Origin of the sequence: Zymobacter palmae, from assembly GCF_003610015.1 — a bacterium.
GTDB classification, from domain to species: Bacteria; Pseudomonadota; Gammaproteobacteria; order Pseudomonadales; family Halomonadaceae; genus Zymobacter; species Zymobacter palmae.
Genome location: NZ_AP018933.1, coordinates 173,151 through 199,237, shown reverse-complemented (window position 1 = coordinate 199,237; position 26,087 = coordinate 173,151). Strand labels below are relative to the sequence as shown.

Annotated in this window: 27 protein-coding genes and 1 other RNA gene; 12 read left to right on the top strand and 16 right to left on the bottom strand. The window is 57.8% G+C overall.

The genetic code is table 11. The annotated features are described in order from the left end of the window. Window positions 1-239 precede the first annotated feature (239 nt). Window positions 240-1,526 (top strand): methyl-accepting chemotaxis protein, encoded by a 1,287-nt coding sequence (locus ZBT109_RS00900; RefSeq protein ID WP_084261850.1) that lies wholly within the window; start codon window positions 240-242, stop codon window positions 1,524-1,526. 307 nt (window positions 1,527-1,833) lie between these two features. Then, on the top strand, window positions 1,834-2,529 hold the full coding sequence (locus tag ZBT109_RS00895; protein ID WP_051523957.1) for a LexA family transcriptional regulator: 696 nt from the start codon (window positions 1,834-1,836) through the stop codon (window positions 2,527-2,529). A gap of 119 nt (window positions 2,530-2,648) precedes the next feature. On the opposite strand, the gene ZBT109_RS00890 is transcribed toward ZBT109_RS00895, so the two are convergent. From ZBT109_RS00890 to ZBT109_RS00875, 4 genes are all read right to left on the bottom strand, one after another. Then, entirely contained in the window at window positions 2,649-3,314 is a 666-nt protein-coding gene (locus ZBT109_RS00890; protein WP_027705569.1) for a DedA family protein, read from the bottom strand. An 88-nt stretch (window positions 3,315-3,402) separates the two neighbouring features. Next, window positions 3,403-5,280, bottom strand: coding sequence for a 1-deoxy-D-xylulose-5-phosphate synthase (dxs, locus tag ZBT109_RS00885; protein WP_027705568.1), 1,878 nt, complete (start codon window positions 5,278-5,280; stop codon window positions 3,403-3,405). An 18-nt stretch (window positions 5,281-5,298) separates the two neighbouring features. After that, the gene (locus tag ZBT109_RS00880) at window positions 5,299-6,174 is read right to left on the bottom strand and encodes a polyprenyl synthetase family protein (RefSeq protein WP_051523956.1); all 876 of its coding nucleotides are present in this window, start codon (window positions 6,172-6,174) and stop codon (window positions 5,299-5,301) included. Window positions 6,175-6,177: 3 nt separating this feature from the next. Further along, complete coding sequence (locus ZBT109_RS00875; RefSeq protein WP_027705566.1) at window positions 6,178-6,465, bottom strand: exodeoxyribonuclease VII small subunit; 288 nt, start codon at window positions 6,463-6,465, stop codon at window positions 6,178-6,180. Window positions 6,466-6,831: 366 nt separating this feature from the next. On the opposite strand from ZBT109_RS00875, the gene ZBT109_RS13495 reads away from it, so the two are divergent. Together ZBT109_RS13495 and serA are read left to right on the top strand one after the other, a co-directional pair. Continuing rightward, on the top strand, window positions 6,832-7,023 hold the full coding sequence (locus ZBT109_RS13495) for a hypothetical protein (RefSeq protein WP_145984459.1): 192 nt from the start codon (window positions 6,832-6,834) through the stop codon (window positions 7,021-7,023). A gap of 228 nt (window positions 7,024-7,251) precedes the next feature. Further along, on the top strand, window positions 7,252-8,487 hold the full coding sequence (serA, locus tag ZBT109_RS00865) for a phosphoglycerate dehydrogenase (RefSeq protein ID WP_027705564.1): 1,236 nt from the start codon (window positions 7,252-7,254) through the stop codon (window positions 8,485-8,487). 109 nt (window positions 8,488-8,596) lie between these two features. Here the strand turns inward: serA and ZBT109_RS13490 are convergent, their stop codons facing one another. The 8 genes from ZBT109_RS13490 to ZBT109_RS00830 form a co-directional block, all read right to left on the bottom strand. Beyond that, on the bottom strand, window positions 8,597-8,803 hold the full coding sequence (locus ZBT109_RS13490; RefSeq protein ID WP_145984458.1) for a hypothetical protein: 207 nt from the start codon (window positions 8,801-8,803) through the stop codon (window positions 8,597-8,599). A 417-nt stretch (window positions 8,804-9,220) separates the two neighbouring features. Beyond that, window positions 9,221-9,637, bottom strand: a complete 417-nt coding sequence (gene ruvX / locus ZBT109_RS00860; protein WP_038277652.1) for a Holliday junction resolvase RuvX — start codon at window positions 9,635-9,637, stop codon at window positions 9,221-9,223. Between the two features lie 83 nt (window positions 9,638-9,720). Continuing rightward, complete coding sequence (locus ZBT109_RS00855; RefSeq protein WP_027704492.1) at window positions 9,721-10,284, bottom strand: YqgE/AlgH family protein; 564 nt, start codon at window positions 10,282-10,284, stop codon at window positions 9,721-9,723. 14 nt (window positions 10,285-10,298) lie between these two features. Then, window positions 10,299-11,081, bottom strand: coding sequence for a TonB family protein (locus tag ZBT109_RS00850; RefSeq protein ID WP_169733986.1), 783 nt, complete (start codon window positions 11,079-11,081; stop codon window positions 10,299-10,301). 20 nt (window positions 11,082-11,101) lie between these two features. After that, on the bottom strand, window positions 11,102-12,064 hold the full coding sequence (gshB, locus tag ZBT109_RS00845; RefSeq protein ID WP_027704490.1) for a glutathione synthase: 963 nt from the start codon (window positions 12,062-12,064) through the stop codon (window positions 11,102-11,104). Between the two features lie 135 nt (window positions 12,065-12,199). Next, window positions 12,200-12,931 carry a 16S rRNA (uracil(1498)-N(3))-methyltransferase gene (locus ZBT109_RS00840; protein ID WP_051523655.1) on the bottom strand — a complete coding sequence of 244 codons (732 nt, stop codon included), beginning with the start codon at window positions 12,929-12,931 and terminating at the stop codon, window positions 12,200-12,202. Between the two features lie 120 nt (window positions 12,932-13,051). Continuing rightward, complete coding sequence (gene secB, locus ZBT109_RS00835) at window positions 13,052-13,534, bottom strand: protein-export chaperone SecB (RefSeq protein ID WP_027704488.1); 483 nt, start codon at window positions 13,532-13,534, stop codon at window positions 13,052-13,054. 184 nt (window positions 13,535-13,718) lie between these two features. Further along, window positions 13,719-14,147 (bottom strand): rhodanese-like domain-containing protein, encoded by a 429-nt coding sequence (locus ZBT109_RS00830; RefSeq protein WP_038277558.1) that lies wholly within the window; start codon window positions 14,145-14,147, stop codon window positions 13,719-13,721. Window positions 14,148-14,386: 239 nt separating this feature from the next. Here ZBT109_RS00830 and ZBT109_RS00825 point away from each other — a divergent pair, with 239 nt between their 5' ends. From ZBT109_RS00825 to ZBT109_RS00810, 4 genes are all read left to right on the top strand, one after another. Continuing rightward, complete coding sequence (locus tag ZBT109_RS00825) at window positions 14,387-15,733, top strand: murein hydrolase activator EnvC family protein (RefSeq protein WP_027704486.1); 1,347 nt, start codon at window positions 14,387-14,389, stop codon at window positions 15,731-15,733. Window positions 15,734-15,774: 41 nt separating this feature from the next. Then, window positions 15,775-17,085, top strand: a complete 1,311-nt coding sequence (locus tag ZBT109_RS00820) for a S41 family peptidase (RefSeq protein ID WP_027704485.1) — start codon at window positions 15,775-15,777, stop codon at window positions 17,083-17,085. A 205-nt stretch (window positions 17,086-17,290) separates the two neighbouring features. Continuing rightward, complete coding sequence (locus tag ZBT109_RS00815; RefSeq protein WP_051523654.1) at window positions 17,291-17,818, top strand: RDD family protein; 528 nt, start codon at window positions 17,291-17,293, stop codon at window positions 17,816-17,818. A gap of 36 nt (window positions 17,819-17,854) precedes the next feature. Next, a complete protein-coding gene (locus ZBT109_RS00810; RefSeq protein WP_027704484.1) occupies window positions 17,855-18,340 on the top strand; it encodes an RDD family protein in 486 nt (161 codons plus the stop codon). Between the two features lie 68 nt (window positions 18,341-18,408). On the opposite strand, the gene ZBT109_RS00805 is transcribed toward ZBT109_RS00810, so the two are convergent. Genes ZBT109_RS00805 through ZBT109_RS00795 form a run of 3 tightly spaced genes read right to left on the bottom strand, consistent with a single transcriptional unit; the run spans window position 18,409 to window position 21,573 of the window. Continuing rightward, window positions 18,409-19,680, bottom strand: coding sequence for a UbiH/UbiF/VisC/COQ6 family ubiquinone biosynthesis hydroxylase (locus ZBT109_RS00805; protein WP_051523653.1), 1,272 nt, complete (start codon window positions 19,678-19,680; stop codon window positions 18,409-18,411). Beyond that, window positions 19,677-20,888 (bottom strand): 2-octaprenyl-6-methoxyphenyl hydroxylase, encoded by a 1,212-nt coding sequence (ubiH, locus tag ZBT109_RS00800; RefSeq protein ID WP_027704482.1) that lies wholly within the window; start codon window positions 20,886-20,888, stop codon window positions 19,677-19,679. The genes ZBT109_RS00805 and ubiH overlap by 4 nt, the downstream gene beginning before the upstream one ends. A gap of 40 nt (window positions 20,889-20,928) precedes the next feature. Continuing rightward, window positions 20,929-21,573, bottom strand: a complete 645-nt coding sequence (locus tag ZBT109_RS00795) for a UPF0149 family protein (RefSeq protein WP_027704481.1) — start codon at window positions 21,571-21,573, stop codon at window positions 20,929-20,931. A gap of 502 nt (window positions 21,574-22,075) precedes the next feature. On the opposite strand from ZBT109_RS00795, the gene ZBT109_RS00790 reads away from it, so the two are divergent. The 4 genes from ZBT109_RS00790 to pyrC all read left to right on the top strand — a co-directional run bounded on the left by ZBT109_RS00790 (window position 22,076) and on the right by pyrC (window position 24,921). Continuing rightward, window positions 22,076-22,387, top strand: a complete 312-nt coding sequence (locus ZBT109_RS00790) for a cell division protein ZapA (protein ID WP_027704480.1) — start codon at window positions 22,076-22,078, stop codon at window positions 22,385-22,387. 47 nt (window positions 22,388-22,434) lie between these two features. After that, window positions 22,435-22,615: non-coding RNA, 6S RNA (ssrS, locus tag ZBT109_RS00785), on the top strand. Between the two features lie 4 nt (window positions 22,616-22,619). Further along, the gene (locus ZBT109_RS00780) at window positions 22,620-23,384 is read left to right on the top strand and encodes a 5-formyltetrahydrofolate cyclo-ligase (protein WP_084261709.1); all 765 of its coding nucleotides are present in this window, start codon (window positions 22,620-22,622) and stop codon (window positions 23,382-23,384) included. 493 nt (window positions 23,385-23,877) lie between these two features. Continuing rightward, window positions 23,878-24,921, top strand: coding sequence for a dihydroorotase (gene pyrC / locus ZBT109_RS00775; RefSeq protein ID WP_084261708.1), 1,044 nt, complete (start codon window positions 23,878-23,880; stop codon window positions 24,919-24,921). An 82-nt stretch (window positions 24,922-25,003) separates the two neighbouring features. On the opposite strand, the gene ZBT109_RS00770 is transcribed toward pyrC, so the two are convergent. Next, the gene (locus ZBT109_RS00770; protein ID WP_051523652.1) at window positions 25,004-25,684 is read right to left on the bottom strand and encodes a DUF3251 domain-containing protein; all 681 of its coding nucleotides are present in this window, start codon (window positions 25,682-25,684) and stop codon (window positions 25,004-25,006) included. Window positions 25,685-26,087 lie beyond the last annotated feature (403 nt).

The following is a 26,087-nucleotide window of genomic DNA, read 5'->3' as shown; positions in this document are numbered from 1 at the left end:
ACGTATTCCACTCTTGTTCTGTACGCATTCGTTAACCGAAACCGCGTCCGACATTCTTATCGGCCAGCCACGAGGGAGACTTCAGCGATGCCCTTTTCTGCATTGCAACCGTCTCAAACGAACAGCACACATGCGAAGCAGCGTCATTCCGAGGGAAAGAATGCAGATGACACTCGTAGACTGGTCGTCAGCTTGCCGTTGCACGTCCAGCACTTGATTCCAAGACGGCACGGACGCGCATGACTGCACAGGGATACAGCATTGACGCTGAAAGTGCAGAACACGCCTTCAGGCAACACCATACGGTTTCATACGGCAGTGGATCGATAACCATGCTTGGCATGATGAAACAGATACGCAGAACCCAAAGCACCATGGAGGCGATTCAGCGCGCCACGATGGTGATGGAAATGACTCCTCAGGGATACATCACGAGCGTCAACGCCAATTATCAGCGTTTCATGGGCTATGATGCATCGCAGCTGCTCGATCACCACCATGCCGTACTGTGCAGTGACAGCTATGCGCGTCACCGCGCCTACTACGCATTCTGGCAGCAGCTCAGCAAGGGCGTGAGCATCTCTGGGCATTTCCAGCGTCAGACACAGTCCGGCCGCATGGTCTGGCTGCAGGCGGCCTATACGCCCATTCTCGATTCTCACGGGCAGGTCACGCGCATCATCAAGATCGCCACACCGCTGTCCGAACAGCTGGCGCCCGTTATGGCTCCGCCACTGCAGGAAGAAAACGAAGTGTCCGCGCACGCCATGTCAACGCTGACACTGTCGCCGTCAGGGGTCATTATTGACGCCAACGAACAGTTCATGCAGGTGATGGGGTATACGCGAGATCAGCTGATAGGGACACCGCATACGGAGCTGTTCATTCCAGAAGCGGGTCGCCTGCATGATGATTTCTGGACGTCGCTGTCCCATAACGACTCTATGACAGGCTGCTTCCGTTACCTGCACGCGCACGGCCACGTACTGAGCCTCTGTGCAGCCTACGTGCCGGTCAAAAACGAGCAAGGGCAGATCATGTCATTCATGGTCGTGGGACATCACGCCTGTATTTCAGAAACGCCGGGCTCGGAGGAGCACCTTCACCACAAACGTCACCCGCTGCTGGACGATACGCAGCAGATGCAGAACGAACTGCAGAGCCTGATGCAGCAAGCATCCACCCTGTCACGTCGCATTCATCATATGGCGCAACAAGCCAATGTGCTGTCCATCAACTCGTCGGTGGACGCCCTGCGCAACAACGAGCAGGGACGTGAGCTCGCCCAGATATCGCAGGCCATGCGCCGCCTGTCGTCCCATACGGCAGACAACATGCACAGCGTTGCCCACGACATTACCATGCTGTCCCAGCTGCTGCGCCACGCATCAATCGAAGCCGTGCAACCAGAAAAGGAAGCGGCCAAGGCAGAAGCCCCCAGCATGAGCGCAGAAGAGCTGATCCAGCGTGTAGCCGATACGCTGAGCCTCGCACCACAACGCCCCCATACGCGCTACGTGACCTGACCGCTAGCGACGCCCATCCTTTCTTTCAATATTCAAGGAGCGTCGAACGACGCCCCTTTTTCTTTATCTTATACCTTGTTGGTAACGCTCAGGATGCGTGAACGCCATGCGTTCTGTCTCGCCTTATTGCATTGCATGGGGCTATTTCTACTTATTGTCTTGACATGTCGACAAGGATTCATGAGCAATTCATGCTGACATATTGTATTGTTTAGACTCTTTTTGAAATTTATCCTTTTGATGAAACATCGTTAAAGGTATCCACGGACATCCGAAAAGGATTCAATAGAAAAAGGACGGTGCTGAAATGGATTCAAAAAAACGGGCCGGGGAAGTCATCGATAGAATCAAGGCGGTGCTGAATCTGCGCAGTGATCGCGAAATGGCACGTCATTTCGGATACGGCACAACCAGTATCACCAGCAAGCGTCAGCGGGGCAGCGTACCTTATGAGGAGTGCGTACTGCTGGCGGAAACCCAGGGCATCGACCTGAACTGGCTGGTGCTCGGCAAGGGCATATCGCCACTGGAAGGGCGCGGCACATCGCCTGGCATTATTACGCTGAACGGTACTCAACTGCCGCCCGACAGGGAATATGCCGCCATTGATCTTTACGATATAGACGCCGCGGCAGGCAACGGTCGCCTGCTAGAACATGAGCAGGTAGAGTCCACGGTGTATTTCGAACGGGCACTGCTTGAGGAGCGCGGCCTCTGCGCTGACACCCTGATAGGGGCTCGTGTCAGCGGCGATTCGATGAACGACACACTGAAGGACGGCGACCGCGTACTGGTTGATCGCACCCAAGTAAAACCGGATGGCGTCTTCCTGTTTCGGATGGATGACGAGCTACGCATCAAGCGTCTGCAGCGTGCAGCAGGAGGTGCTCTGCGCATACTGAGCGACAACAGCCGCTATTCTGCCGAACTTGTGCGCCCAGAAGAACTGGACAAGATCGAGATCATTGGGCGCTGTGAAGTCGTCATTGGCCGGATCATCTGATATGGCCTCAGCGCCACCCCCGCACCATCGCTTTTCATCCGATAGCAAACTGCCGGACAGCCCCTTCAAAGGCTATCCGGCAGCGGGTAGAGCACGCACATAGAAAAATGGCGAATCAATCAGTCGGCGTGGGTCTCGCTTGAGCGACTGAAGCGATGGCGCAAGAACTCAATGACGGCCGGCAGGATCGACACCACGATGATGCCGACAATCACCAGCTTGAGATTGCTCTGAACCCACGGGGTCCCACCAAAGAAGTAGCCCGCATAGGTCAGCAACAGCACCCACATCACCGCCCCAATGACGTTATAGGCCAAGAATCGGCTATAGCGCATGCCCCCCATGCCCGCCACGAAAGGCGCAAAGGTGCGCACGATGGGCACGAAACGAGCAATGATGATGGTCTTGCCGCCGTGGCGTTCATAGAACGCCTGCGTGCGTTCCAGATGCTTGCGCTTGAACAGCTTGGCATTAGGGTTGCTAAACAGCTTTTCACCAAAGAAATGCCCGATGGCATAGTTGACCGCATCCCCCAGCACAGCAGCGCCCAACATCAGCAACACCATCAGGTGGATGTTGAGGCCGTTGTCGGGACGCGCCGCCAGGGTGCCCGCCATGAACAGCAGCGAATCGCCAGGGAGGAACGGTGTAACCACCAACCCCGTTTCGCAAAACAAAATGGCGAACAGAATAGCGTACGTCCAGACGCCGTAGTCAGCGACCAGTTGGGTCAGGTGAACGTCGATATGCAGGATAAAATCCAACAGCATGTGAAGATAGCTCATGGCGTCTCCGAGTCATGAACATGACAGAATGAACAGCAGGCCTGAAAGGCCAGACCTGCTTCGTGTGTTCTCACGTCAGTAACGATGCTTACCTAACATCAAGACGCTGACGAATGGCAGCCTCGATGCCTTCGGCATCCAGCCCACAGTCGTGCAGCAGTTCCGCTGACGTGCCCTGGTCGACAAACGTGTCGGGCAATCCCAGCATTAACAGCTCAGCGGATGACGCCTGCTCGGCCAGTACGGCAGCAACGCTGCTTCCCGCACCACCGATCAATGCGTTCTCTTCCAGCGTCACTAACAATTCATGCTGCGCAGCAGACTCAAGAACGGCGTCTCGATCCAAAGGTTTGATGAAACGCATATCAATCAGGGTGGCATCCAGTGCTTCTGCAACGGCACGCGCGGGCGTGACCATGCTACCGAATGCCAGCAGTGCAACGCGCTTGCCCTCACGCAGCAGACGCGAGCGCCCTATCGGCAACACATCCAGATCGTGAGATATTGCTGCCCCAGGACCAACGCCGCGCGGATAGCGCACCACGGCAGGCCCTTCAAAGCGATAGGCTGTCGTCAACATCTGGCGACATTCGGCTTCATCGCTCGGTGCCATCAGCACGATGCCCGGCACGCAGTTCAGGAAGGAGATATCCAGCGCACCGTGATGCGTCGGCCCGTCTTCGCCGACCAACCCAGCGCGGTCTACCGCGAACGTCACGTCCAGCCCCTGCACCGCCACATCGTGAATCAGCTGATCGTAACCGCGCTGCAGGAACGTCGAATAGATGGCCACGACGGGTTTCAACCCTTCACAGGCCATTCCCGCGGCCAGCGTGACCGCATGCTGTTCAGCGATAGCGACATCAAAATAGCGTGAGGGATACTGCTGTGCGAAATGCACGAGGTCAGAGCCTTCCTTCATCGCAGGCGTGATCGCCATCAGGCGGGCATCCGCCTGCGCCATATCGCAGATCCACTCACCAAAGACCTGACAGTACTTGAGATGCGGAACGCTCGGGCGCGCTTTGGGCGACTCCAGTTTAGTAATAGCATGATAGCCCACCGGGTCCTGCTCTGCGGGCAGGAAACCACGCCCCTTGCGCGTCACCACATGCAGGAACTGCGGTCCTTTGCTGCTACGTAGCCGTGTCAGTACCTGATGCAGGGCCGTCAGATCGTGCCCGTCGATCGGGCCGGTGTATGTGAAGCCCATCTCTTCGAACAGCGTGGAAGGACTCAGCAGCCCTTTGACGTGCCCTTCGGTCATACGGGCGATATCCAGCGCACCCGGCAACTTCGACAAAACCTTGCGGCCATGATCGCGCAGCGCGGCATATGGGGAACTGGTAAGAATCTTGGACAGATAGGTGGCCAGTCCGCCGATGTTCTGTGAAATCGACATCTCGTTATCGTTCAGCACCACCAGCATATTGGCCCCTTCATGCCCGGCATGAGCCAGCGCCTCAAAGGCCATACCTGCGGTCAACGCGCCATCACCGATAACGGCACACACCTGTCGCTGCTCGCCCTTAGCGCGCGCTGCCAGCGCCATGCCCAGCGCAGCGGAAATTGACGTACTGGAGTGCCCAACGCCGAAGGCATCGTATTCAGACTCACTGCGCTTGGGAAATGCGGCCAGCCCACCGTGCTGACGCATGGTCAGCATGGCTTCACGGCGACCGGTCAGGATCTTGTGCGGATAGCTCTGATGCCCGACATCCCAGACAATACGGTCGTAGGGAGTATTGAAGGCACGATGCAGCGCAACGGTCAGTTCGATAACGCCTAGCCCCGCACCGAAATGTCCCCCGGTTTGTCCCACGCAGTACAGCAGCCATGCCCGCAGTTCATCGGCTACACGCCGCACAGCAGCGTCATCCATCTGGCGCAGCACGGCAGGGGTATTGACCTGATCCAGCAGCGGCGTCAGCGGCCGCTCCGTAGGCATCGCTTCAAAAATCTTCATGGCGTTGCTCTCGATAGGTCAGTGATCGCGTTCGATCATGAAACGGGCCAACGCATTCAGCGGCGCAGCGGCATCGCCCAAAGGCGCAAGGGCATGACAAGCCTCATCGACCAGCTCACACGCACGCTGACGCGCCCCTTCCAACCCGAGCAATGCAGGATAGGTCGGCTTGTTGAGGCGCAGATCGGCACCTTGTGTCTTGCCGATCACTGCCGTATCGCCCTCGATATCCAGTACATCATCCTGAATCTGAAAGGCCAGCCCGATGGCCTGCCCATAGGCACGCAATGCCTGAACACGCTCGCCCTGTGATGACTCACATAGCAGGCCCGGCATTTCCAGCGATGCCACGATCAGAGCACCCGTCTTGTGGGCATGCATTTCGATCAGGCGCTCAAGCCCGATCTGCTGCCCAACCGACGCCAGATCGACCGCCTGCCCACCGGCCATGCCCGCACGACCAGCCGCCTTCGCCAGACAAGCCACCAGCCGGGCAGCCGCAGGATGGTTCAGAGACGCCAAGTGCTCGAAGGCCAACGTCTGCAACGCATCGCCAGCCAGCAACGCTGTCGCCTCATCAAAGGCCTTATGGCAAGTGGGACGACCGCGGCGCAGATCATCATCGTCCATGGACGGCAGATCATCGTGTACGAGGGAATAAGCGTGGATCAGCTCAACCGCTGCTGCAGGAGCATCTAAGAGCTCATCATCAACGCCAAGGGCCTGCCCTGCCGCATAGACCAATACCGGCCGTAGCCGTTTGCCGCCGCCCATGACGCTATAGCGCATGGCATCAGCGAGATACGTGGATGGGCCAGAAGCCTGATCCAGCACACGGGCCAACGCGAGGTCAACGCGTTGGCGTCCCGTATTCAAGAGAGCGGTGATATCCATGCGTTACATGCCCTCCTGACCGTTGGATGGCGATAGCGACCCATCGGGACGCGTCTGAAGGGTCTGTACCTTGAGTTCGGCTTCTTCAAGGCGCTTCTGTGCCTCGCGGGTCAAACGAACGCCACGTTCGAAAGCCGTAAGCGAGGCTTCAAGCGGCATGTTGCCCGACTCCAGCTGCTCAACGATCTGTTCAAGCGCGGCCAGAGTGGAAGCGAAGTCCTGCTGCTCGTCCGTTGAGCTCGAGCCATGCGCCTGAGCGGCGTTCGCGCCGCGCTGTTGCTGTTCGGCCATGACGTCTCCATTAGAGAAAAGATGACGAAAGGGAAAGCGCCCCATCCATGGCTCAACGCATGAGCACTCGGTCGCGGACAGGGCGGAAAGTCATAGTGACGTTACACCGCATTATACACATGCCCCCAGCCCCACACAGTGAAGAAGCCGCGCCTTTTTAGAAGCTTCTTCAGCCCCCCATTCGTGCGCAACCCCCATGCTAGAGCAGCATCTTTGGCGTCACGTTACCCGTGACAACGTAAGGAACCATCAGAGGGAGATGCAGCATGCTATTCATATCTTGCCAGCCCGACGCCACAGCAGTATGTATGAGCGTTGTCTACCACCCTGCTTGAAGCGCTCAGAAGAAAAGTCTTAGAGGACACGATGAAGATTGCGACATTAATTCGACGTCTCGAAGAAGTACAACAGCGACACGGCGATGTAGAAGTAGGCATTCGTTTGGATATCGATGAAGTTTCCCCGCGCATTCGCATTGAGCCGGAGGTGATCGACATGGAAGTGCGCCATGGTGACATCCAACCCTGCCTCGTGCTTCACCCCGCTGACTGGGAATGATGACAACGCCAGAAGGGTACTAAGCATATGCCAGAATAGCCCATGGCACGCTCTTCAAGGCCTTGCGCGCGGTGCACTTTTATAACCGAAGATCAAGCGTTGTGCGGCATGCGCCCAAAGCGTATTGTCAGAAGAAGGAGGCTTCGCCATGTTGGTGCACGTACATGGCCCATGCCTCCTTCTTCGTCATTATTTCGATTGATTTGAATAGCGAGAGGTTGCTGGGACATGACCAAGACGACGTCACTGGATAAGAACAAGATCAGGATCCTGTTGTTGGAAGGAGTACACCAGTCAGCAGTAGAGCACTTCAAGAGTGCTGGCTACACCAACATCGAATACCTGACGACATCCTTGAGTGGAGAAGCTCTCCACGAAAAACTGCGTGACGCTCATTTTGTCGGTATCCGTTCCCGCACCCAGCTGGATGATGCAGCATTTGAAGCAGCAGAAAAGCTCAACGCCGTCGGCTGTTTCTGCATCGGTACCAATCAGGTTGATCTCACGGCCGCACTGAAACGCGGGATTCCCGTCTTCAACGCGCCGTATTCCAACACACGCTCCGTTGCCGAGCTGGTATTGGCAGAAGCCATCTGCCTCGCCCGCCGCGTTGCCGAGAAGAACGCCCGCGCCCACCGCGGCGAGTGGGATAAGTCCGCTGCAAAATCCCATGAAGTACGCGGCAAAACCCTTGGCCTCGTCGGCTACGGCAGCATCGGTTCCCAGCTTTCCGTGCTGGCCGAAGCGCTTGGCATGAACGTCATCTATTACGACATCATCACTAAGCTTGACCTCGGTAATGCTCATCAGGTCGAAAGTCTTGATGAACTGCTGTCCAAATCCGACATCGTCAGCCTGCACGTTCCGGAAACACCGCAGACACAGTGGATGATCGGCCGCGACGAACTGGCCAAGATGAAGAAGGATGCCATTCTGATCAATGCTTCTCGCGGTACCGTCGTTGACATCGAGGCGCTTGAAGAAGCCCTGGAAAGCGGCCACCTGCTGGGCGCAGCCGTTGACGTGTTCCCGGTCGAGCCGAAGAGCAACAAAGAAGCATTTGAATCCCCGCTGCGCCGTTTCGACAACGTGATCCTGACACCGCATATCGGTGGTTCCACGATGGAAGCCCAGGAAAACATCGGTTTGGAAGTGGCCGAAAAATTGGTCACCTATTCCGATAACGGTACGACACTGTCTTCTGTCAACTTCCCAGAAGTCGCTCTGCCTGCACACCCGGATCGCCACCGCCTGCTGCACATCCATACCAACGTGCCGGGCGTACTGTCCGAGATCAACCGCGTCCTCAGCGAAGCGAACATCAACATTTCCGCGCAATACCTGCAGACCAATGCCGATGTCGGCTACGTCGTTATCGACGTCGACAAGGCCTACGGCCCGAAAGCGCTGGAAGCCCTGCGTCAAGTGCCTAACACACTGCGTGTGCGCGTCCTGTATTCCTGACCCGAATAGACGCAACGCCCTCAACGCCGAGTCCCCATCACCGGGGCTCGGCGTTTTTGTATGGGGCAGAAATGAACGTTTATTCGTACGCCCTATCTCACCCACCCCTTCACCCTGACACTTCCTTCCGGCGTTCGGCGTTCGGCGTTCGGCGTTCGGCGTTCGGCGTTCGGCGTTCGGCGTTCGGCGTTCGGCGTTCGGCGTTCGGCGTTCGGCGTTCGGCGTTCGGCGTTCGGCGTTCGGCGTTCGGCGTTCGGCGTTCGGCGTTCGGCGTTCGGCGCATCATAAAATCACAACAAAAATAAATTGCAAGCAATTGATTTACATGCAATTACACCAATACGTAATAATAAGATAATAATTTCTTTTCCTTTCCGATAAAATAAGCACGCTACTAAAAATAACTATCTTTGGCAGCACCCAATGGACTCAAAAACAGGCAAATCCTCGTTTACACACCACACCTAACGCAAAAATCATGGCAAGGACAGAAACGCGTTTTCAGGCGCAATCACCCACAGCAATGAAGGCATATAGGCCACTGCTATATAACAAGCTGATAATGTTGAAAAAACGAAGTGACCACTTCTATCGAAATGATTTTGTGGGTGTGGGTGTGGGTGTGGGTGTGGGTGTGGGTGTGGCATCAGCGTAATGGCGATAAAGCACTGAGGATACAAAAACGCCGCGGCGCGAGACGCTGCGACGTTTTTTCATAAGCAAGAGAAGAAAGCTAGAAGTCGAATCCTAGGTCCGGCTGCATGAAGCTGTTGAGTATCACTTCGGCAGCAATGCCATCGACGCCGTTGTCTCGGTAGCTACCCGCTCGGCGACCACGCTGACGCGCAATTTCCTTGGCTTGGCGGGTCGAACCGTACTCGTTGATCCATTCCACGGGGCGTCCGTAGCGCGCATGCAGTCGATTGCCGAACTTACGAGCTCGGCGACTCATTTCTGACTCGCTGCCGTCTTCATTGAGCGGCAAGCCAACGATGAACATGTCGGGCTTCCATTCCAACACGCAGGCGGTGACACGATCCCAGTCAGGGATGCCATCACGCGCGGTCAGCGGCGGAAGGGGACGAGCAGCGCCAATGCGCTCATGCGCAACAGCGACGCCAATGCGACGGCTACCGAAATCGAAGCCCATCAACTGGCGCTGTCCGATCTCAGTCTGTGCCGGTGTCTGGCGCAGCTGCTGGATGCGAGGATCGTTTTCCGGAGCGATGGCCATCAGGCGTGCCCCACCTGCTGTGACAAACGCGCAAGGTCCATGCCCTGCGCCAGAGCAGCCGCTTCGCATCGCTCGTCCGCTTCAGTGTCGAACAGCACAGATGAAACCGCGGGCAGTGTCAGCCATGCATTGGCTTTCATTTCATCGACCCACTGCCCTTCTTCCCAGCCAGCACAACCCAAGCAGACAAGGAAATCCTCTGGCCCATTGCCTTCGGCCAGTGCCTGCAGAATATCCAGCGAGGTAGTCAGTGCCACCTCATCCGTCACCTGCAAGCTAGAGGACCACTCTGCCGCGCGACCGCGGTGCAATACGAATCCTCGATCGTGATGTACAGGGCCACCGAACAGTACCGCCTGCTGGCGAACGGCCAGCGACGCATCGTGATCGTCGAGATCCAGCTGACCAAACAGATCGCTCAGCGTCAGTGCAAGTGGCCGATTGACGATCACCCCAAGCAGCCCCTTGCTGTCATGGTCACACAGATAGACCAGAGAACCGGCAAAGTTCTCATCTTCTAACTGCGGCATGGCCAGCAGGAAATGATCGCGCATTCCTTGCATGCAGACTCCACTCGTCAAGGTTCCAGTAATGCGCCCTGATTGAATACCCATCCCTGCCGGAACGTCAGCGTCTGCCGATTACCCATTCCCGCATCGAAAGGTCTGAAAGGCGCTGCCGCACGAATGGCCTTGAAGGCCTGCGCATCCAGAGCGGCATCTCCCGTAGAGTGTACCATGTCCAACCCCAGCAGCCTGCCTTGGCGATCGACGGTAACGTTGAACTCCAGGCGGGCATCGCGACGCGTTCTAGGGAAGTGGAGATCGATATAGGTCTGCGTAGCACGCACCCAGTCCTGACGATAACGCGACAGGGCCGTCTGTACGCTGCTAGCGCTGTCTTGCGCGTAACGCTGACTGGTACTCTGCCAAGCCTGCTGGTGCACGTCCGCCAAGGCGTTGCCGAGCATATCGCCTCCTGCAGGCGGCGTTGGGGCGACCGACGGCTGCGCGTGATGAACCGCGCCGTTACTGCTCGCACGAGAAGGTGCACTGCGATGCGTTGGTGCGGTCTTCGGCTGCGGCGATGTCGGTTTAGTCGGAGGAGGGGGCGGCGGCACAACGTCCGCTGGCGACGGTTGAACGCGGGGATGTGGTGCAGCAACCGTCGCCAGCTGAATCACGATGGGTGAAGACGGCTCGGTCAGTGTCGGCAGCGGCATCGTCCACAGCCCGGCTACAATGCCGACATGCAGCACGATGACCCCCGCTACGCACCAGAGACGATAAACCCGGCCGGAGGCGGCCCCCCGCAAAGGAGAACCGCTGACCGATGTGGAGCCACCTGCTTGGCGCATCATGGGCATCGGACTCGGAACGCTTAGGCGCGCGCCGCCATCCTGCGTGCGATAGCATCCATGACGCGTCCAGAAATATCGGTGCCTTCCTGCGCGTCTATTTCACGGAAGCAGGTCGGGCTGGTGACGTTGATTTCGGTGATATAGCCACCGATCACATCCAACCCCGCAATGATGATGCCTTTTTCTTTTAGGACAGGAGCCACGCGCGCGACCAGCTCGCGGTCGCGGTCGTTGAGCGCACGCACAACACCGTGGCCACCCGCGGCCAGGTTGCCACGCACTTCTCCTTCAGCAGGCAGGCGCGCCAAACCAAACGGCACGGCCTCACCGTCGATCACCACGATACGGGTATCCCCTTCGGTGATTTCAGGAATGAAGCGCTGCGCCATGATCTGGTAATGCCCCAGCTCGGTCAGCTGCTCGATGACGGATCCCAGATTGCGGCCGTCTTCCGTGATGCGGAAGATGCCGCTGCCGCCCATACCATCAAGCGGCTTGAAGATCACGTCGCGATGTTCGCGATGGAACGCCTTAAGGATCTCCTTGTTGCTTGAAACAACGGTCGGCACAATGCAATCCGTAAATTGCTGGGCAAACAGCTTTTCATTGCATTCGCGCAGCACGGTCGTCGGGTTGACGACGAGTACGCCTTCGCGTTCGGCGAACCCAAGCAGGTGCGTGGCATCAAGGAAGGCACGGTCGACCGGCGGATCCTTACGCATCAGAATTACGTCCAGCTCTGCCAACGGCATCGCCCGCGGCTCGCTCAGTTCGAACCAGTGCTTAGGATCCTCGAATACATCCAGATCACGTACACGCCCGAAAGCACGCCCCTGGTCGAGATAAAGGTCTTCCTGCTCAAGATAGTACAGCGACCATCCGCGCTGCTTTGCCGCCCACAGCAGGGAAAGGGAAGAATCCTTGCGATAGGTGATGTTCGCAATGGGGTCCATCACGATACCGATCTTCAACGCGTGCGCCATGACATACCTCGAACAGGATTGATGAATGCGGTTGACCATACCGAGCATGGCCTATCGGCTCAGTATGGCGCAACAGGTCATGCTCGACCAAGAGGGAAGGTGGGGCAGGATGTGCAAAGAGAAGGGATAGAGGGATCAGCGAAGATCGCCGTAGCGGTACTGCAGCAACGTCATGGCCGCGATCGGGGCCGTTTCAGTGCGCAGAATACGAGGTCCCAGCGACAGGATCTCGAAATGCTGCGCGGCCGCTTGGTCGATCTCGTCTGCCGTGAACCCGCCTTCCGGCCCAATCAGCAAGGCGGCTCGCCCCGGGTTGTGCTCGTGGTCTTCCAATGCAGAACGGCCCGGCTGAAGCATCAACTTCATCGGTTCATTGCGCTGTTCAAGCCAGCTGCTCAGCGCCATCGGCGCATGGATGATCGGCAGCGTGGCACGCCCACACTGCTCGCAGGCACTGGCCGCGACCGCCAGCCAATGCTGCCACTTGCGCTCTTCACGTTCACCCTTGAGGCGCACGTCACCGCGCTCAGTGTACAGCGGGGTGATTTCCGTCACTCCCAACTCGACCGATTTCTGGATGGCAATATCCATGCGATCGCCCTTGGAGATAGCCTGTCCCAGATGCACGCTCAGCGGCGATTCCGGCGTCACTGCCACGGGTTCGCCCAGTGTTACCGACACACACTTACGGTCCACGACCGACAGCACGCCTTCGAACTCGTGACCGCGGCCATCGAACAGACGTACGGCATCACCAACGCGACGACGCATGACGCGTCCAACGTGATGGGCCTGTGCGTCAGGGAGGGTAAAGATCATTCCTGCGGAAGCTGCTGCCAGAGCGTCCGTATCGACGTAGATGCGCATCGGTATGCGACTCTCCTTCGTGCTGTTCGTTGAATCGTTCAACCCGCCATGCACACGGCGCGACATGCCAGAAAAGACATGCCGCGCCGTGTGAGTAAGCGGTCTATGACGTAAGACGTCTTACTGGATGTTCGGCTGCTGTTCGCTGGCCTGCTGCAACTTCTGCGCGTACAGCGCATCGAAGTTGAACGGGGCAAGCATCAGCGCGGGGAAACCACCGCGGGTTACGAAGCTGTCGATACATTCACGCACGTACGGGAACAGCATGTTCGGGCAGTACGTATTGAGCATGTGATCAAGCTGGCCTTCGTTCACTCCGGTGATCTGGAACAAACCGGCCTGCTGCACTTCCACCAGGAACATAGTGTTACTGGATTCGGTGTGTTTGGCATCGGCCGTGATACTGATCACGACTTCATAGAAATCGTCAGCAACCTTGCGCGCAGAGGTGCCGATATCCAGCGCGACCTGCGGCTGGAACTGCTGGAAAATTTCCGGTGAATGCGGCGATTCGAACGATGCGTCTTTCAGGTAAATGCGGTGCAGGGCGAACTGCACTTCCGACTGCTGGCCCTGATCGTCCTGAATATTGTCCTGAGACATCAATCTTCTCCCTGATGATGAAAGTGAAAACGTGTACACCTGAAACGGCAGGCGGATGATGATTATCACCTGCCGATAACGCACGGACAGCGACGTGCTATCGTTCGTATTCTATCGTCCGATGAGCGTCGTCAGTCCGCGCGCTGCAGCGAGTTCCGCTATGCTGACACACAGAAAGGCGCGTTTATTTCTTGACCAGCGGAAGGTTCTCGGCCTGCCACTGATCGACACCACCGCGCAGGCGTGCCACATGCTTGAAACCCGCCTTCTTCAAGGTAGCCACTGCGGCCCCTGACTGCTGGCCCATCTTGCAGACCACGATGATGGGGCGTTCCTTGAAACGCTCAAGTTCGCTCGTGCGCGTGGCAAGGGAAGCCGCCGGAATGTTGATGGCCCCGGAGATATGACCGCTGCGGAACGCATTGGCGTCGCGCAGGTCCACTACCACGCCCTCGTGCTGGTTGACGAGTGACGTCAGCTGATGGATGGTCACTGCGTTAGCATTGTTGCGGCCGATTTCGTATCCCAGCCAGATCAGCAGCAGGACGATGAACAGGCCGACGAGAATCGGGTGCTGATGGAGCGCAAATTCGAGAAGGTGATCGATGTTCATGAGACTGACATACTCTTGCTGATGTATGCGCCAAGGCATACGGAATGGGTGGCCGTCATACAGCGCCGCCAGTATACACCACTCGATCGCGCGCCTCTCGTTTGCGGCGACCTATTGATGCACTGCCGTGACCGCCGATGATGGGCTGCGCGCTGACCGTGTGGTGCCGTCGACACAAGACTGACCGCGTCATGTGATAACGTAGCGAATCGCCACTGCGCAAAGGATATTCCGCCGATATGCAAGGTAATGCATTTCCTTCTTCCCCTTCACGCCGTACGGTCGCAGGAAAGCGATACTGGCTGACAGCGCTGCTCGCTGCAATGTTCATCGGCAGTTCGATCACCTCTGTGCAGGCTACGCCATCCTCCCCCGGCGTGTCGCGCGCCAAATTGCGTCAAATCAATGCCGACATCCTCAAGGCTCGCCGTCAGCTCGACAGCACTCAGCAGCAGCAAAGCACTGCCCGCAAAGCCATCAAAGATGCCGAGTCGGCACTGGCGGATACCCACGCGCAGCTGGACGACCTGGCGCGCCAGCAACGTGAGGTGTCACAGCGCCTCAATCAGCTCGACCAGCAGGCCAGTGGACTGCAGAAGGAACGCGAGCGGCAGCAGCAGGCACTGGCCGAACAGCTGGCGGCCCTCTACCGTCTCGGTCATGAGCCGCAGCTGAAGCTGCTACTGGAACAGCACGACCCCACACGCCTCGAACGCTACCAGCGCTATTTCAATGCGCTGGATCAAGCGCGTAACGAGCGTCTGGCAACGCTGCAACGCCTCGATAGTGAAGTTGCGACCAACCGCCGCGAAGCGGAAAAAGAACGTAAGCGGCTCGCCACTCTCATTGATAACCAAAAGGCGCGCGAACGTACACTCGTGCAGCAACAGTCCTCGCGCCAGCAGGCGCTGGATGAACTGGCGCACAGCTTCCAGAGCGATCAGGTACGCCTGCAATCGCTGACGCAGGAACGCGATCAGGCCGAAGCCGTCATCGAACAGATCGAACGAGCCGTTGCCGCCGAACGCACTCGCACCGAAGAAGCACGCAAAGCTGCCGCCGAGCGACGGCGCCAGCAACAGCAGTCAGGCACGCCGTCCACGCCCTCGACGGAAGAACCCGACGGCCTCACTGATGAAGAGTTGAACGCGGAAGCGCCCGACGATGACACGCCCCCTGCGGCAATGTCACCCAAGGCTGCGACACCACGTCTCGACACCTCATGGAATGGGCGCTGGCCGGTCGATGGACGTATTATCGCGTCGTTCCGTCAGGGCGACGGCATCGACAGGAATGGTATGCTGATCGCAGCCCCTGCGGGTACGCCGATTCACGCCATGGCGGCGGGCCAGGTCGTCTTCGCAGACTGGCTCAACGGTTTCGGCTATCTGGTCATCGTCGATCACGGCAGCGCCATGACCGTTTATGCACACAATCAGCGCAACAGCGTCTATACCGGCGATCGGGTCCGCAAAGGCACCATCATTGGCACGGTCGGCGATACCGGTGGGCGCAGCAGTCCGGCGCTGCATTTCGAAGTACGACGCCAGGGCCGTCCCATCGACCCCATGGGTTGGTCAGGATAACCACCCTCGTTACATGCCTAGCCTGCATCCAAGGAGATTCCATGCACGCGCTTTCCCTCCTCCGCTCAGCACTGCTCGGCAGCATAGTGCTGATGCTGCCCCTGTCGACGTGGGCAGCCGAGACAGAGGCCCCTCGGGAGACAGCCCCCGACGCCCTGCCACTGAAGGAGATCAGTGCGATGGCGGATGTCTTCGAACGTATCAAACGGGCCTATGTTCACCCGACAAACGACAAGGAACTGCTGGAAGGTGCCATGAAAGGCATGGTGCAGCAGCTCGATCCACATTCGTCCTATCTTGATCCCGAAGCGCTGCGCCAGCTGCGCGAAGCCACTGAAGGTGAATTTGGTGGCGTCGGACTGGAAGTAGGGTTGGAGAAGGGGCGCCCAACGATCATTTCACCGATCGACGGTACCCCAGCCGCACAGGCAGGACTCAAGCCGCACGACGTACTGCTGAACGTTAACGGCCGCAGTCTGGACGGCATACCACTTGAAAGCATCGTCACCATGATGCGCGGCAGCATTGGCTCATCGGTAACGGTGACGGTCCAAAGCGCGGGCAGCAGCGAATCTCGAACGGTCACGATGAAGCGCGCCAGCATCCAGACGCCCAGTATCAGCGCACAGCGACTGGGCTCGATCGGCTATGTCCGCATCAGTCAGTTCCAGGTACGTACAGGACAGGAACTGCGTCAGGCACTTGATCATCTACAGCAACAGGGGGCATTGGAGGGCATCGTGCTCGATATGCGCAACAACCCAGGCGGGGTGTTGCAGGGTGCCGTCGATGTCAGTAGTGCGTTCGTCAACGATGGACTGGTCGTGTACACCCAGGGCCGCCTCAAGGAAAGCAACATGCGCTACAGTACGGCCCACGATGCCATGCTGCCGTCCACGCCAATGGTGGTGCTGATCAATGAAGGCACCGCATCGGCAGCCGAGATCGTGGCCGGTGCCCTGCAGGATCACCATCGTGCGGTCATCATGGGAACGACCAGCTTCGGCAAAGGATCAGTTCAAAGCGTGCTGCCGCTCGAAAACGGTGGCGGGCTCAAGCTGACCACCGCGCTCTACTACACGCCCAATGGCCGCTCAATTCAGGCCGAAGGCATCCAGCCCGACATCGCCGTTGCGCCTGCCAACGTACAGCCGCTGGCGACCAAAGCCCCCATCCGCAAGGAAGCCGATCTGAAAGGGCACTTCGCCAATGCACAGCAAGGTGCGACAGCCGATCAAGATGCGGCTCCGACGGGTACGCTGGCGCATGATTATCAGGTGCAGGAAGCACTGCAACTGCTGAAGGGTATGGCTGTATTCAAGCACCTCAACACGCCATCGCATACCAGTTGATCTTCTCACGCACACGGTGCCAGAGAACACCGTGTGCGTGCCATCCTGTCAGCAGCCCGCTTTGTGTTTCCTCGCCGCCTTCCTGCCCTCAGGGTTAATCGTTATCATCTGCGTCTGTAACGAACGCACCGGAACAAACAAATAGCCATCATCGTCAATGACGTCGGCGATGGCACCGCGCCTATTGCTACGGGGAATACGTCCTATGATACCGGCAGGTTTCTGGAAACGACTGGCAGCACGCCTGATCGACATGCTCATTATTTCTGTCCTCACCATTCCCATCGTTATCTTCTACATGCCTAGGCTGGAACCGTTCCTCCTCACCTATCAACAAGCGCTTGCCAGTGCGGATATCGAATACGCCCAGCGCGCCTTCTCGGCGCTAACGTCGGAAATGGTCAGCGCACTATCACCGACCATGCTAGTGGTCGAGACCCTGTACTTCAGCCTACAGGAAGCCTCTCGCTATCAGGCAACACTCGGCAAGCGCGTGCTCGGCATCAAGGTCGTCAACCGCAACGGTGAGCGTGTGTCGCTTCTGCAATCTGTCGCACGGACACTGGCGAAATACGTTTCCGGTTTTATCTTCTGCATCGGGTATCTGATGGCTGCCTTTACGCGTCGCAAACAAGCGCTGCACGATCTGGTGACCGATTCATTCGTCGTCAACAACGATAAAAATCGTCAGGCAGCCGATGCGGATAACCGCACCAGCACGTTTGTTAGCTAGACGACAGTTCTGGCATTTCAGGAGGGGGGATAACCGATGTTGCGTGCTGGATTCTGGCGACGAGCCGGAGCTTTTGCCATTGACAAGTGCTTACTTACAGTCGGCACATACTCGCTATTCACACTGGCCTTCTTCAGCATCATGCTGCGCGCCGTGCACAATACGTACAGCGTGATCGAAGAAATTGTCATCTGGGGCCACTTCAAGCTGATCGTGCTCCATCTGCTATTCATACTGGTGCTGACAATCGTCACAACGCTCTACCATGCCATACTGGAGTCATCGCCTAGGCAGGCCACGCTCGGCAAGAGAATCTGCCAGCTTCAGGTCACGAACACTCATGGACGCTGGCTCACCTTTATGCGGGCTTTAGGCCGACAGTTTTCGAAGGGACTATCGCTGCAGCTGTTGGGTTTGGGTTATGTGATGGCCTGCGGACGCAGCAAGCTGGCGCTGCACGACCGCATGGCAGCCGCTCAGGTCATACACGTTCGTTTGGACGAACCGACTCCTTCCGCATAACAAAGAACCCCCTGTGGATAATTCAATATCCACAGGGGGTTCTTGCGCCCGACGGGCAACAGCCGTGGCTAGGCTTTCATCGTTTCTGGCAAATCGGGCCGATCACCTAGCGCCTGACGAATGAAGAAGCGCTTGAGGGGTGCGCAACGGTCAACCGCACGCAGCCCCGCATTGCGCGCCCACTTCACCCAAATATTTTGCTCTCCGAACCCTCGGCAAAATGCCTCCATTGCCTTCAGCATAGTGGCATTATCCATGCGTCGCCGCCACTCGTAGCGCGCCAGCACGCGTTGATCGCTGATCGGAGCACCCTGCCGATACGCACGCCCTAGCTCTTCCGCCAACACGGCGGCATCAAGAAAGCCCAGATTGGCCCCTTGTCCCGCCAAGGGATGAATGCCATGCGCCGCATCTCCGACCAGTGCAAGAGAAGGCTGCACGTACTGCGCGGCATGACGCTGTACCAGCGGGAAAATGGCCCGCTTGCCCACGGAAGTGATACTCCCCAGGCGCTGTTCGAACGCCTCAGCTAAGGCGACCGCAAAGTCGTCATCTTCCAACACCATCAGGCGCTCAGCCTCAGCGGTATCCGCCGACCACACGATGGAAGACATATGTCCTTCGGCACGCTCGCCTTCCAAGGGCAGGAATGCCAGCGGCCCGGTCGGCAAAAACACCTGCTGTGCCTGCTGCTGGTGAGCACGTTCATGCGTCACGACAGTCACAACGGCTTGCTGATGGGTATCCCACGTCTTCGTGCCAATACCCGCCATGCGACGTAGCGGAGAACGTGCTCCGTCAGCAGCCACTACGACGGCGGCCTCTAGGGTACGCCCATCGTTCAGCGTCAGGGTTCGAACAGTACCGTACGGCGCAGCTGGACGCGCTTCGCTTACCTGCGTGACCTGCGCTGAAGGCCAGCAACAGATAGTGTCTTGCTGCTGCAGTGCCTCGCACAGCGCATCCGTGATAACGCTGTTTTCGACGATATGCCCCAGCGCAGGCGCCATAACATCTTCGGCATTGAAGTGGATTTCACCGCTGCCAGCACCATCCCAGACGGTCATCTGTGTATAAGGCGTCACGCGCCGCGCGATCATATGCGGCCACAGTCCCAGCGTCTCGAACAGCTGACGAGAAGCTTCTGTCAGCGCACTCACGCGCGCGTTGACGTTCTCCGGCTGCCAGCGCGGCGACATATCGCCCGCTTCAATCACCGCCACTCGAAAGCCCTGCCGACCCAGCAGTAAGGCCAGCGTGCCGCCGACCATGCCACCACCAACGATGGCAACATCGTAGCGAGTCGCCGTCAGCGGTGATTCCTTAACGTCATGCCTCATCGTACGACTCCCATGGCGCGGCGCATCAGGGCACGACGCAGCGGCCCGACCTTATCCAGCGTGGCCAGCCCTAGGCTGCGCAGATGTGATAGCGGCATATTGTCGATGCCAAACAGTGATACCAGCAAATGACTGCCTTCTGCGACCTGTAGCCGATCCTGGCTGCGGCGATGTTCGAAATCGCTGAGTGCCGCCATGCTGCCGAGCGGTTCGCCACGCAGAGCCTGATTCTCCAACGCCGCGCAGAGATCCATCACACCGCGCAGTGCTAGATTGAAGCCTTGCCCAGCCACCGGATGCAGGGAATGCGCAGCGTTGCCCAGAATGGCGAGGTGAGGGCGGATCTGTTCGCAAGCCTGCCGCTTCGACAGCGGGTAATGATGGCGCGAGCCGACCTTGCGGAAACGCCCGACGCGTTCACCGAAAGTGCCCTGCAATGCCGCCAGAAACTCTCGATCACTCATCACCAGCAGCGCCGCCAGTTCATCGGGGGCACGCGTCCACACCAATCCCATGCGCTGACCTTCGAGCGGCAGCAGCGCCATCGGTCCCGCGCTATCGAAACGCTCATATGCAATGCCCTGATGAGGGCGACTGATCTCAACGTTCGCGATCAGCGCATGCTCGTGATAATCATGCACCTGATCACTGATACCCAGCAGCGACTTGATCGGGGAGCGACCACCATCGGCCAATACCATCAGGCGCGCGTCGATCATCTGCCCGCTGTCCAGCGCCAGCCGATAGCCTTCAGGCAATGGTTCGGCACTGATTACCTGTGCAGGACAAAAGCGCTGCAGCGGCAGCGTATCAAGCCGAGCCATCAGCGCCTGTCCCATCCAGGCATTGGGGATGACATAGCCCAACGCCTCAGCATGCACGTCCTGCGCATGCATATGCGTGGAGCCGAGTCGGCCACGTTCACTGATATGGATATGACGAATGGGGCTGGCATGTTCCGCCATCGCCTCCCAGATGCCGATACGCTCGAAGTGAAGTCGAGATCCCAACGCAATGGCGCTGGAACGCTCGTCGAAGCTCGGCTGATAAGAGCGCTCGCCTGACCTAGAGAGCGGCATGGCCTCAATGATGGCCACCTGCCACCCTTGACGCTCGGCCAGCGGGGCAAGGGCGCAGGCCAGACTCGACCCCACCAGCCCGCCCCCTACGATTGCGATATCCACCTGAATGGGCCTTGTGTCGGTCATCACCACTCCCTGTAACTAGAAGACGACGGCGGAAGGCCGCTCAGTGCAGCGTCGGTGCTGGAGAGCTACTACCTTCATCAGGATTTTCGACAGTAGGACGACCCGGATGGTGTTCCAGCCACAGCAGAATGCAGGCCACGCGCACGTGCTCGTGTAGCGCCAACAGATCGCCTTCGTGTTCGCCCTGATCGTCGAAACCGATCTCCTCAAACTCACTGGCGATATCCGATTCTGCGATCTTGCGAATGTCCTGCAACGCTTCCTTAAGCGGTGCCGAGACCAGCTCGTCACTTTCGATGCCGTAGTCGTCGAGTGCTTCAACGAAGCCCTGCGTCCACTCCTGCAATGCCCGCACGCGCTCGGCCACAGAAAAGAGGCTGTCCGGCAGCAGCGGCTCGAAGCTCATGTCATCACTGGCAAGACCCTCGCGATCTTGAGCGCGCCAGCGCAGCAGCAGCTCGGCATCTTCACGCGAACGCGGGGACTCCACGCTCAATACTTCGCAGATGCTCATCAGCCACTGTTCTGCCGCTTCGGCATCGTCACTGTTTGCAGACAGCGCCAGTGACGCCACCAGACGCCCATCGTAGAAAGCCGGTGAAGTGAAAGTGCCATAGCTCAGGAAAAGATCAGCGATTTCGAAGAAATCGAGAGGGGCTTCTTTGGGAACGAATTCAGTGACCATGAAGACTCCAACGGCAGGGGAATGGCGCATTTAGCACGATAAAATATGGCAGTATCTTATAGTGATTTCCATTGCATGGCACCGCATGCCCGCAGGAAATTGCGGCGCATTCTCCGCACGACACCTGCCGTCTTTCCCACAGAACACCGTCACTACTGCACGTCTCAGCAAGTTCTCTTGCCATCACGTTTTCAACCCGCGCTTGCCCCTCTCTATCGGTACAGGTCAGCGGCATCCTCTGGTGGCACACGGCCAGACTCCTCTCGCATCTTCTTCAAATCCGGGGCATCAATACGCTTTTCCCCTCAGTAGCACGACCTCTGTAGGCCGACCCCAAAGTGATCGATAGCACTCGCCCCCTAGAGGCCAAAGGGTAACTGGCATAAGATAAGGCCCACTGTACAAGGCCGGAGCCATGCTTCCAGCCAGTCTGCAGCCAACAGCGTATCTGTCGTGATTCAGCGCCCTTGGCTGCCGCCCGATTCCTGCAGGAGCCTTTTGAATGAGCGATTCGCCGACCACGACCAACATCACCCTGCTGGGGCATACCTACACCATCAGCTGCCGACCCGGCGAAGAAGGAGCGCTACTGCGCTCGGCGCGCTACCTCGACAACGCACTGGAAGGTATCAAGTCGCGTATCAAGACACACGACAATGAAAAGATCGCCCTGATGGCGGCGCTCAACATTACACATGAGCTGCTGGACTGCCTTTCGACGCTGAAGGATCAGAAGCACCAAGTGGAAGGCATGATTTCGCGTCTGGAGGGAGCACTGGCACGCGTTGACCGCCAGTTGTCCCCGAAAGAATGACATCAAAGCGCTTTGTTAAATGCCCCTCATGTCTGTTAAACTTAATGTGTTCTCTGGGGTGTTCGCCGGACGTCATTTGTCCCTCGAGCCTATGCATTATCCCCGGGAAGCCAACATGAGGGAGCCGTGTGCATGTCCGTGCGTCGGAACGCCTAACGCGCCCTTTGAGGTTACCCACCTGAACCTGTAGGTTCAGGGCCCTGACGACTGCGGCATTCTGGAGAACTCTTATATGCCCCTGCGCTCTTCTCGCGCTGTCCCTCGCCTACGCTATCGTCCCCAGCGTGCTGGCCGTCTGATTCATGATCGTCTTGTCCCTGTACGTCCCATCGCTCGCATACATTCTTCTGTAGCTTCCCCCATCTGTCCGTCGATACCAACATCATCCTGCGCCCAATCCCGTGCATCGCTGCGCCGCGAACTTCGCCAACGACGTCGTCATCTTACGTCTCGACAGCAACGTCAGGCTGCGCGTGGCATGGTTGCTCAGCTACTTCGTCATGGAGCTCTGCGTCGTGCGCAGCGCGTCGCTCTCTACTTGCCCGCTGACGGTGAGCTAGACCCCATGCCGCTGATACATTGGCTACAGCGTTTCAATATCAGCGTCTATGTACCAGTACTGCGCCCGTCCGTGACCCCGGGGCTCTGGTTTATCAAGCTAACGCGCCATACACGTCTGACACGCAATCGCTTCGGGCTTCTTGAACCCGTGCTGCCTCATCACGCTTGTCCCGCGCACAAGTGTTCCGCCTGGGCACTCGACATCGTACTGATGCCACTGGTAGGTTTTGATGCGCAAGGTGCGCGATTAGGAATGGGGGGCGGCTTTTATGACCGTACCTTCAGCCGTGCACGCTACGCCGAACGGGCCTTCAAAAGGCCCCGACTCATCGGACTGGCGCATGATGTGCAGGAAGTAGCTGCACTGCCGACGGAAGCGTGGGATGTGCCGCTGGACATGATCGTAACGGGAACGCGCTGTCTGTACCCACAATGACAGCCCCGAAATGACAGTGCCCACCCAAGACAGGGCGGGCACCACAGAGACCGATGGCGAATCGGAAGAACAGCACTGGATCAGGGAGTGTCAGCCGCCCAATAGCGCCTGAGCATAGCTTGTTGCCGCAAGCCCGATGCCGAAGGCAAAGACAAGACTAATGACCAGATCCGGTTTACGACGGCGCTTCATCCGCAACTCTCCATGATGTGATGCGACTGACTGACAGCAAACACGCGACACATTGTGTCGTTATGCCGCCGGTAAATATAGAGTGCGTACTCACTTGGTATCAACAGGCTCATTCCCTTGAATAACGCTCTGGAATGGGGTTACTCAATAAGTCTGTCGTTACTGAACTCAATCTTGTGAACACGTCAGTTATTGACTTCGGTATATCTCGCTGAAAGTTGAGCATTTTTCTCCAGAGCTCTTCGCGGTGCGGCATTTTGTACCAAGGCGCACCCCCTTAGACCCGCAATGAGAGATTTCCATGACGATTCAAACAATGACACTGCGTCGACCGGACGACTGGCACCTGCACGTGCGCGATGCTGACATGCTGAAGGCCGTTGTGCCGTGGTCTTCCGCTCATTTTGGGCGCGCCATCATCATGCCGAACCTCGTACCGCCCATCACGTCCGTGGAAGCAGCGCTCGCCTACCGTGACCGCATTCTGGCGGCCATCCCGCCAAAAGACACTTTCGTCCCGCTGATGACGTGCTATCTGACTGAAGGGCTCAACCCCCGGGTGCTGCGCGAAGGGTTCTTATCGGGGCTGTTTGCCGCTGCCAAGCTCTATCCTGCACACGCCACCACCAATTCCGCTTTTGGTGTCAGCCACTGGCATACCATCACCGACCTGCTAGATACCATGCAGGAGATCGACATGCCGCTACTGATCCACGGTGAAGTCACCGATGCGGATATCGACATCTTCGATCGCGAGGCCGCGTTCATCGACCGCGTCCTGCAGCCGCTGCGCAAGGCCTATCCAGCACTACGCATCGTCATGGAACACATCACGACCCGCGAAGCAGCAGACTACGTGCGTGAAGCTGGACCACGTACGGCCGCCACTCTGACACCACAGCATTTGCTGATCGACCGCAATGCCATGCTGGTCGGTGGCATTCGTCCACATCTGTTCTGTCTACCCATCCTCAAACGCCGCGAACATACCGAGGCCCTGCGCGCGCTGGCGACCAGCGGTTTCGAACGCGCTTTCCTCGGTACCGACTCCGCACCGCATGCACGCACAGCCAAGGAAAGCGCCTGCGGCTGTGCAGGAATTTTCAATGCCCCTACTGCGCTATCCACCTACGCCGAGATATTTGAAGACGAAGGCGCACTTGATCATCTGGAAGCGTTCTGCAGTGAAAACGGCCCTCGCTTCTACGGCCTGCCGCTCAACGAAGAGCGAATCACGCTGCAGCGCAACGATCACACCGTACCGGAGCGCATTACGGATAACGGGCAGGACCTGCATCCCTTCCGCGCAGGTGAAACGCTACGCTGGCGCGTCGTCACCGCATAGGCCCACTGCAACACTGTAAACCAATACAGAAAGCCTCTCTCGTGGACCACACGAGAGAGGCTTCTTTGGTTCTGCGGGCTATCTAGCGATGAGCCGGCGCGCTGCCCTGTGCAGGTGCGGGCATCTGGGCCTGCGGAGCGGCTGGTACAGCGGCCAGCGCACCACCAAAGGCCACCTGATCCATCAGCATGGTCAAACGCAGGTAGTGCAGCTGCTCGGGCAGTACGCCATCCAGCGACAAAGTGATCTCGGTCCAATTGCCGGGTGCCAACTGTAGCTGACCACGAAATTCAGATGAATGCAGTGCCTTGCGCCACTGCTGGACCTGCTCCGGCGCGATCTTGTCGCCTACGGGCATAGTCGGCCCCCACTGAGCCATGAATCCCGGATTGAAGACGGCAACGCTACCGTTGTTGGCAACGCGCAGCGTCAATGCACTGCCTTTACCATCAGGCAGTGGCTTTACTTGTATTAGCTGACCAATCAGGCTGACCACGCCGTTGTTGAGGCTGAAGTAGCGCACCTGGGCCGGATCAAATTCGGTATATTCAAAACGAGACACCACCATATCGTGCTGCAACAGTGCTTGGCGGTCCATATCCATCTGGCGTGCTTGCATGTCGACCCGGCTGCGCAGCTCAGCGACCTGCGCATTTAGTGCATCCGTATCGGTCTTCTGACACCCCGCCAGAGACACCGCAATTATCCCGGCACCCATCATTACGCCCATCAGCGCACGTACGCTTTTGGAAGAAGACATCATCCCTGTTCTCCTCACGCCCTGTCCGTGGAGCAGCGTTCTACCCGCTGCCTAAAAAAGTCATATAGCAACAGCAGTGTAGTCACTGGATAAAGGGCGTGCCGCGCTCGTAATCGACCTAACGAGGCCAAAACGGTCGATATCGACTGCGAAGGGCGCTTTTTCACCGGATGCGTCATCCTGCCCTAATGCGTCATAAGGCCTCACAACAGCTTCGATTAAGCGAATCACATGCACGGCACATATTGGCCCAAACCCCTTAAATAAGGCTTATATATGCCGCGAACTGCCGCACGAAATAAAAATAAAAGCCGCTCCAAAATCATTCATATATCGATTAACACTTTTATTTGGACGCCATCAGTGATCATTTAGCTCTGGCATTTGTAAAAAATTTTAGACATTA

What these genes read in the sequence shown, in the direction of transcription:
- ZBT109_RS00900 (WP_084261850.1), top strand. Translation starts at nt 240, where the DNA reads ATGACTGCACAGGGATACAGCATTGACGCTGAAAGTGCAGAACACGCC.
- ZBT109_RS00895 (WP_051523957.1), top strand. Translation starts at nt 1,834, where the DNA reads ATGGATTCAAAAAAACGGGCCGGGGAAGTCATCGATAGAATCAAGGCG.
- ZBT109_RS00890 (WP_027705569.1), bottom strand. Translation starts at nt 3,314, where the DNA reads ATGAGCTATCTTCACATGCTGTTGGATTTTATCCTGCATATCGACGTT.
- dxs (WP_027705568.1), bottom strand. Translation starts at nt 5,280, where the DNA reads ATGAAGATTTTTGAAGCGATGCCTACGGAGCGGCCGCTGACGCCGCTG.
- ZBT109_RS00880 (WP_051523956.1), bottom strand. Translation starts at nt 6,174, where the DNA reads ATGGATATCACCGCTCTCTTGAATACGGGACGCCAACGCGTTGACCTC.
- ZBT109_RS00875 (WP_027705566.1), bottom strand. Translation starts at nt 6,465, where the DNA reads ATGGCCGAACAGCAACAGCGCGGCGCGAACGCCGCTCAGGCGCATGGC.
- ZBT109_RS13495 (WP_145984459.1), top strand. Translation starts at nt 6,832, where the DNA reads ATGAAGATTGCGACATTAATTCGACGTCTCGAAGAAGTACAACAGCGA.
- serA (WP_027705564.1), top strand. Translation starts at nt 7,252, where the DNA reads ATGACCAAGACGACGTCACTGGATAAGAACAAGATCAGGATCCTGTTG.
- ruvX (WP_038277652.1), bottom strand. Translation starts at nt 9,637, where the DNA reads ATGGGCTTCGATTTCGGTAGCCGTCGCATTGGCGTCGCTGTTGCGCAT.
- ZBT109_RS00855 (WP_027704492.1), bottom strand. Translation starts at nt 10,284, where the DNA reads ATGCAAGGAATGCGCGATCATTTCCTGCTGGCCATGCCGCAGTTAGAA.
- ZBT109_RS00850 (WP_169733986.1), bottom strand. Translation starts at nt 11,081, where the DNA reads ATGATGCGCCAAGCAGGTGGCTCCACATCGGTCAGCGGTTCTCCTTTG.
- gshB (WP_027704490.1), bottom strand. Translation starts at nt 12,064, where the DNA reads ATGGCGCACGCGTTGAAGATCGGTATCGTGATGGACCCCATTGCGAAC.
- ZBT109_RS00840 (WP_051523655.1), bottom strand. Translation starts at nt 12,931, where the DNA reads ATGCGCATCTACGTCGATACGGACGCTCTGGCAGCAGCTTCCGCAGGA.
- secB (WP_027704488.1), bottom strand. Translation starts at nt 13,534, where the DNA reads ATGTCTCAGGACAATATTCAGGACGATCAGGGCCAGCAGTCGGAAGTG.
- ZBT109_RS00830 (WP_038277558.1), bottom strand. Translation starts at nt 14,147, where the DNA reads ATGAACATCGATCACCTTCTCGAATTTGCGCTCCATCAGCACCCGATT.
- ZBT109_RS00825 (WP_027704486.1), top strand. Translation starts at nt 14,387, where the DNA reads ATGCAAGGTAATGCATTTCCTTCTTCCCCTTCACGCCGTACGGTCGCA.
- ZBT109_RS00820 (WP_027704485.1), top strand. Translation starts at nt 15,775, where the DNA reads ATGCACGCGCTTTCCCTCCTCCGCTCAGCACTGCTCGGCAGCATAGTG.
- ZBT109_RS00815 (WP_051523654.1), top strand. Translation starts at nt 17,291, where the DNA reads ATGATACCGGCAGGTTTCTGGAAACGACTGGCAGCACGCCTGATCGAC.
- ZBT109_RS00810 (WP_027704484.1), top strand. Translation starts at nt 17,855, where the DNA reads ATGTTGCGTGCTGGATTCTGGCGACGAGCCGGAGCTTTTGCCATTGAC.
- ZBT109_RS00805 (WP_051523653.1), bottom strand. Translation starts at nt 19,680, where the DNA reads ATGAGGCATGACGTTAAGGAATCACCGCTGACGGCGACTCGCTACGAT.
- ubiH (WP_027704482.1), bottom strand. Translation starts at nt 20,888, where the DNA reads ATGACCGACACAAGGCCCATTCAGGTGGATATCGCAATCGTAGGGGGC.
- ZBT109_RS00795 (WP_027704481.1), bottom strand. Translation starts at nt 21,573, where the DNA reads ATGGTCACTGAATTCGTTCCCAAAGAAGCCCCTCTCGATTTCTTCGAA.
- ZBT109_RS00790 (WP_027704480.1), top strand. Translation starts at nt 22,076, where the DNA reads ATGAGCGATTCGCCGACCACGACCAACATCACCCTGCTGGGGCATACC.
- ZBT109_RS00780 (WP_084261709.1), top strand. Translation starts at nt 22,620, where the DNA reads ATGCCCCTGCGCTCTTCTCGCGCTGTCCCTCGCCTACGCTATCGTCCC.
- pyrC (WP_084261708.1), top strand. Translation starts at nt 23,878, where the DNA reads ATGACGATTCAAACAATGACACTGCGTCGACCGGACGACTGGCACCTG.
- ZBT109_RS00770 (WP_051523652.1), bottom strand. Translation starts at nt 25,684, where the DNA reads ATGATGTCTTCTTCCAAAAGCGTACGTGCGCTGATGGGCGTAATGATG.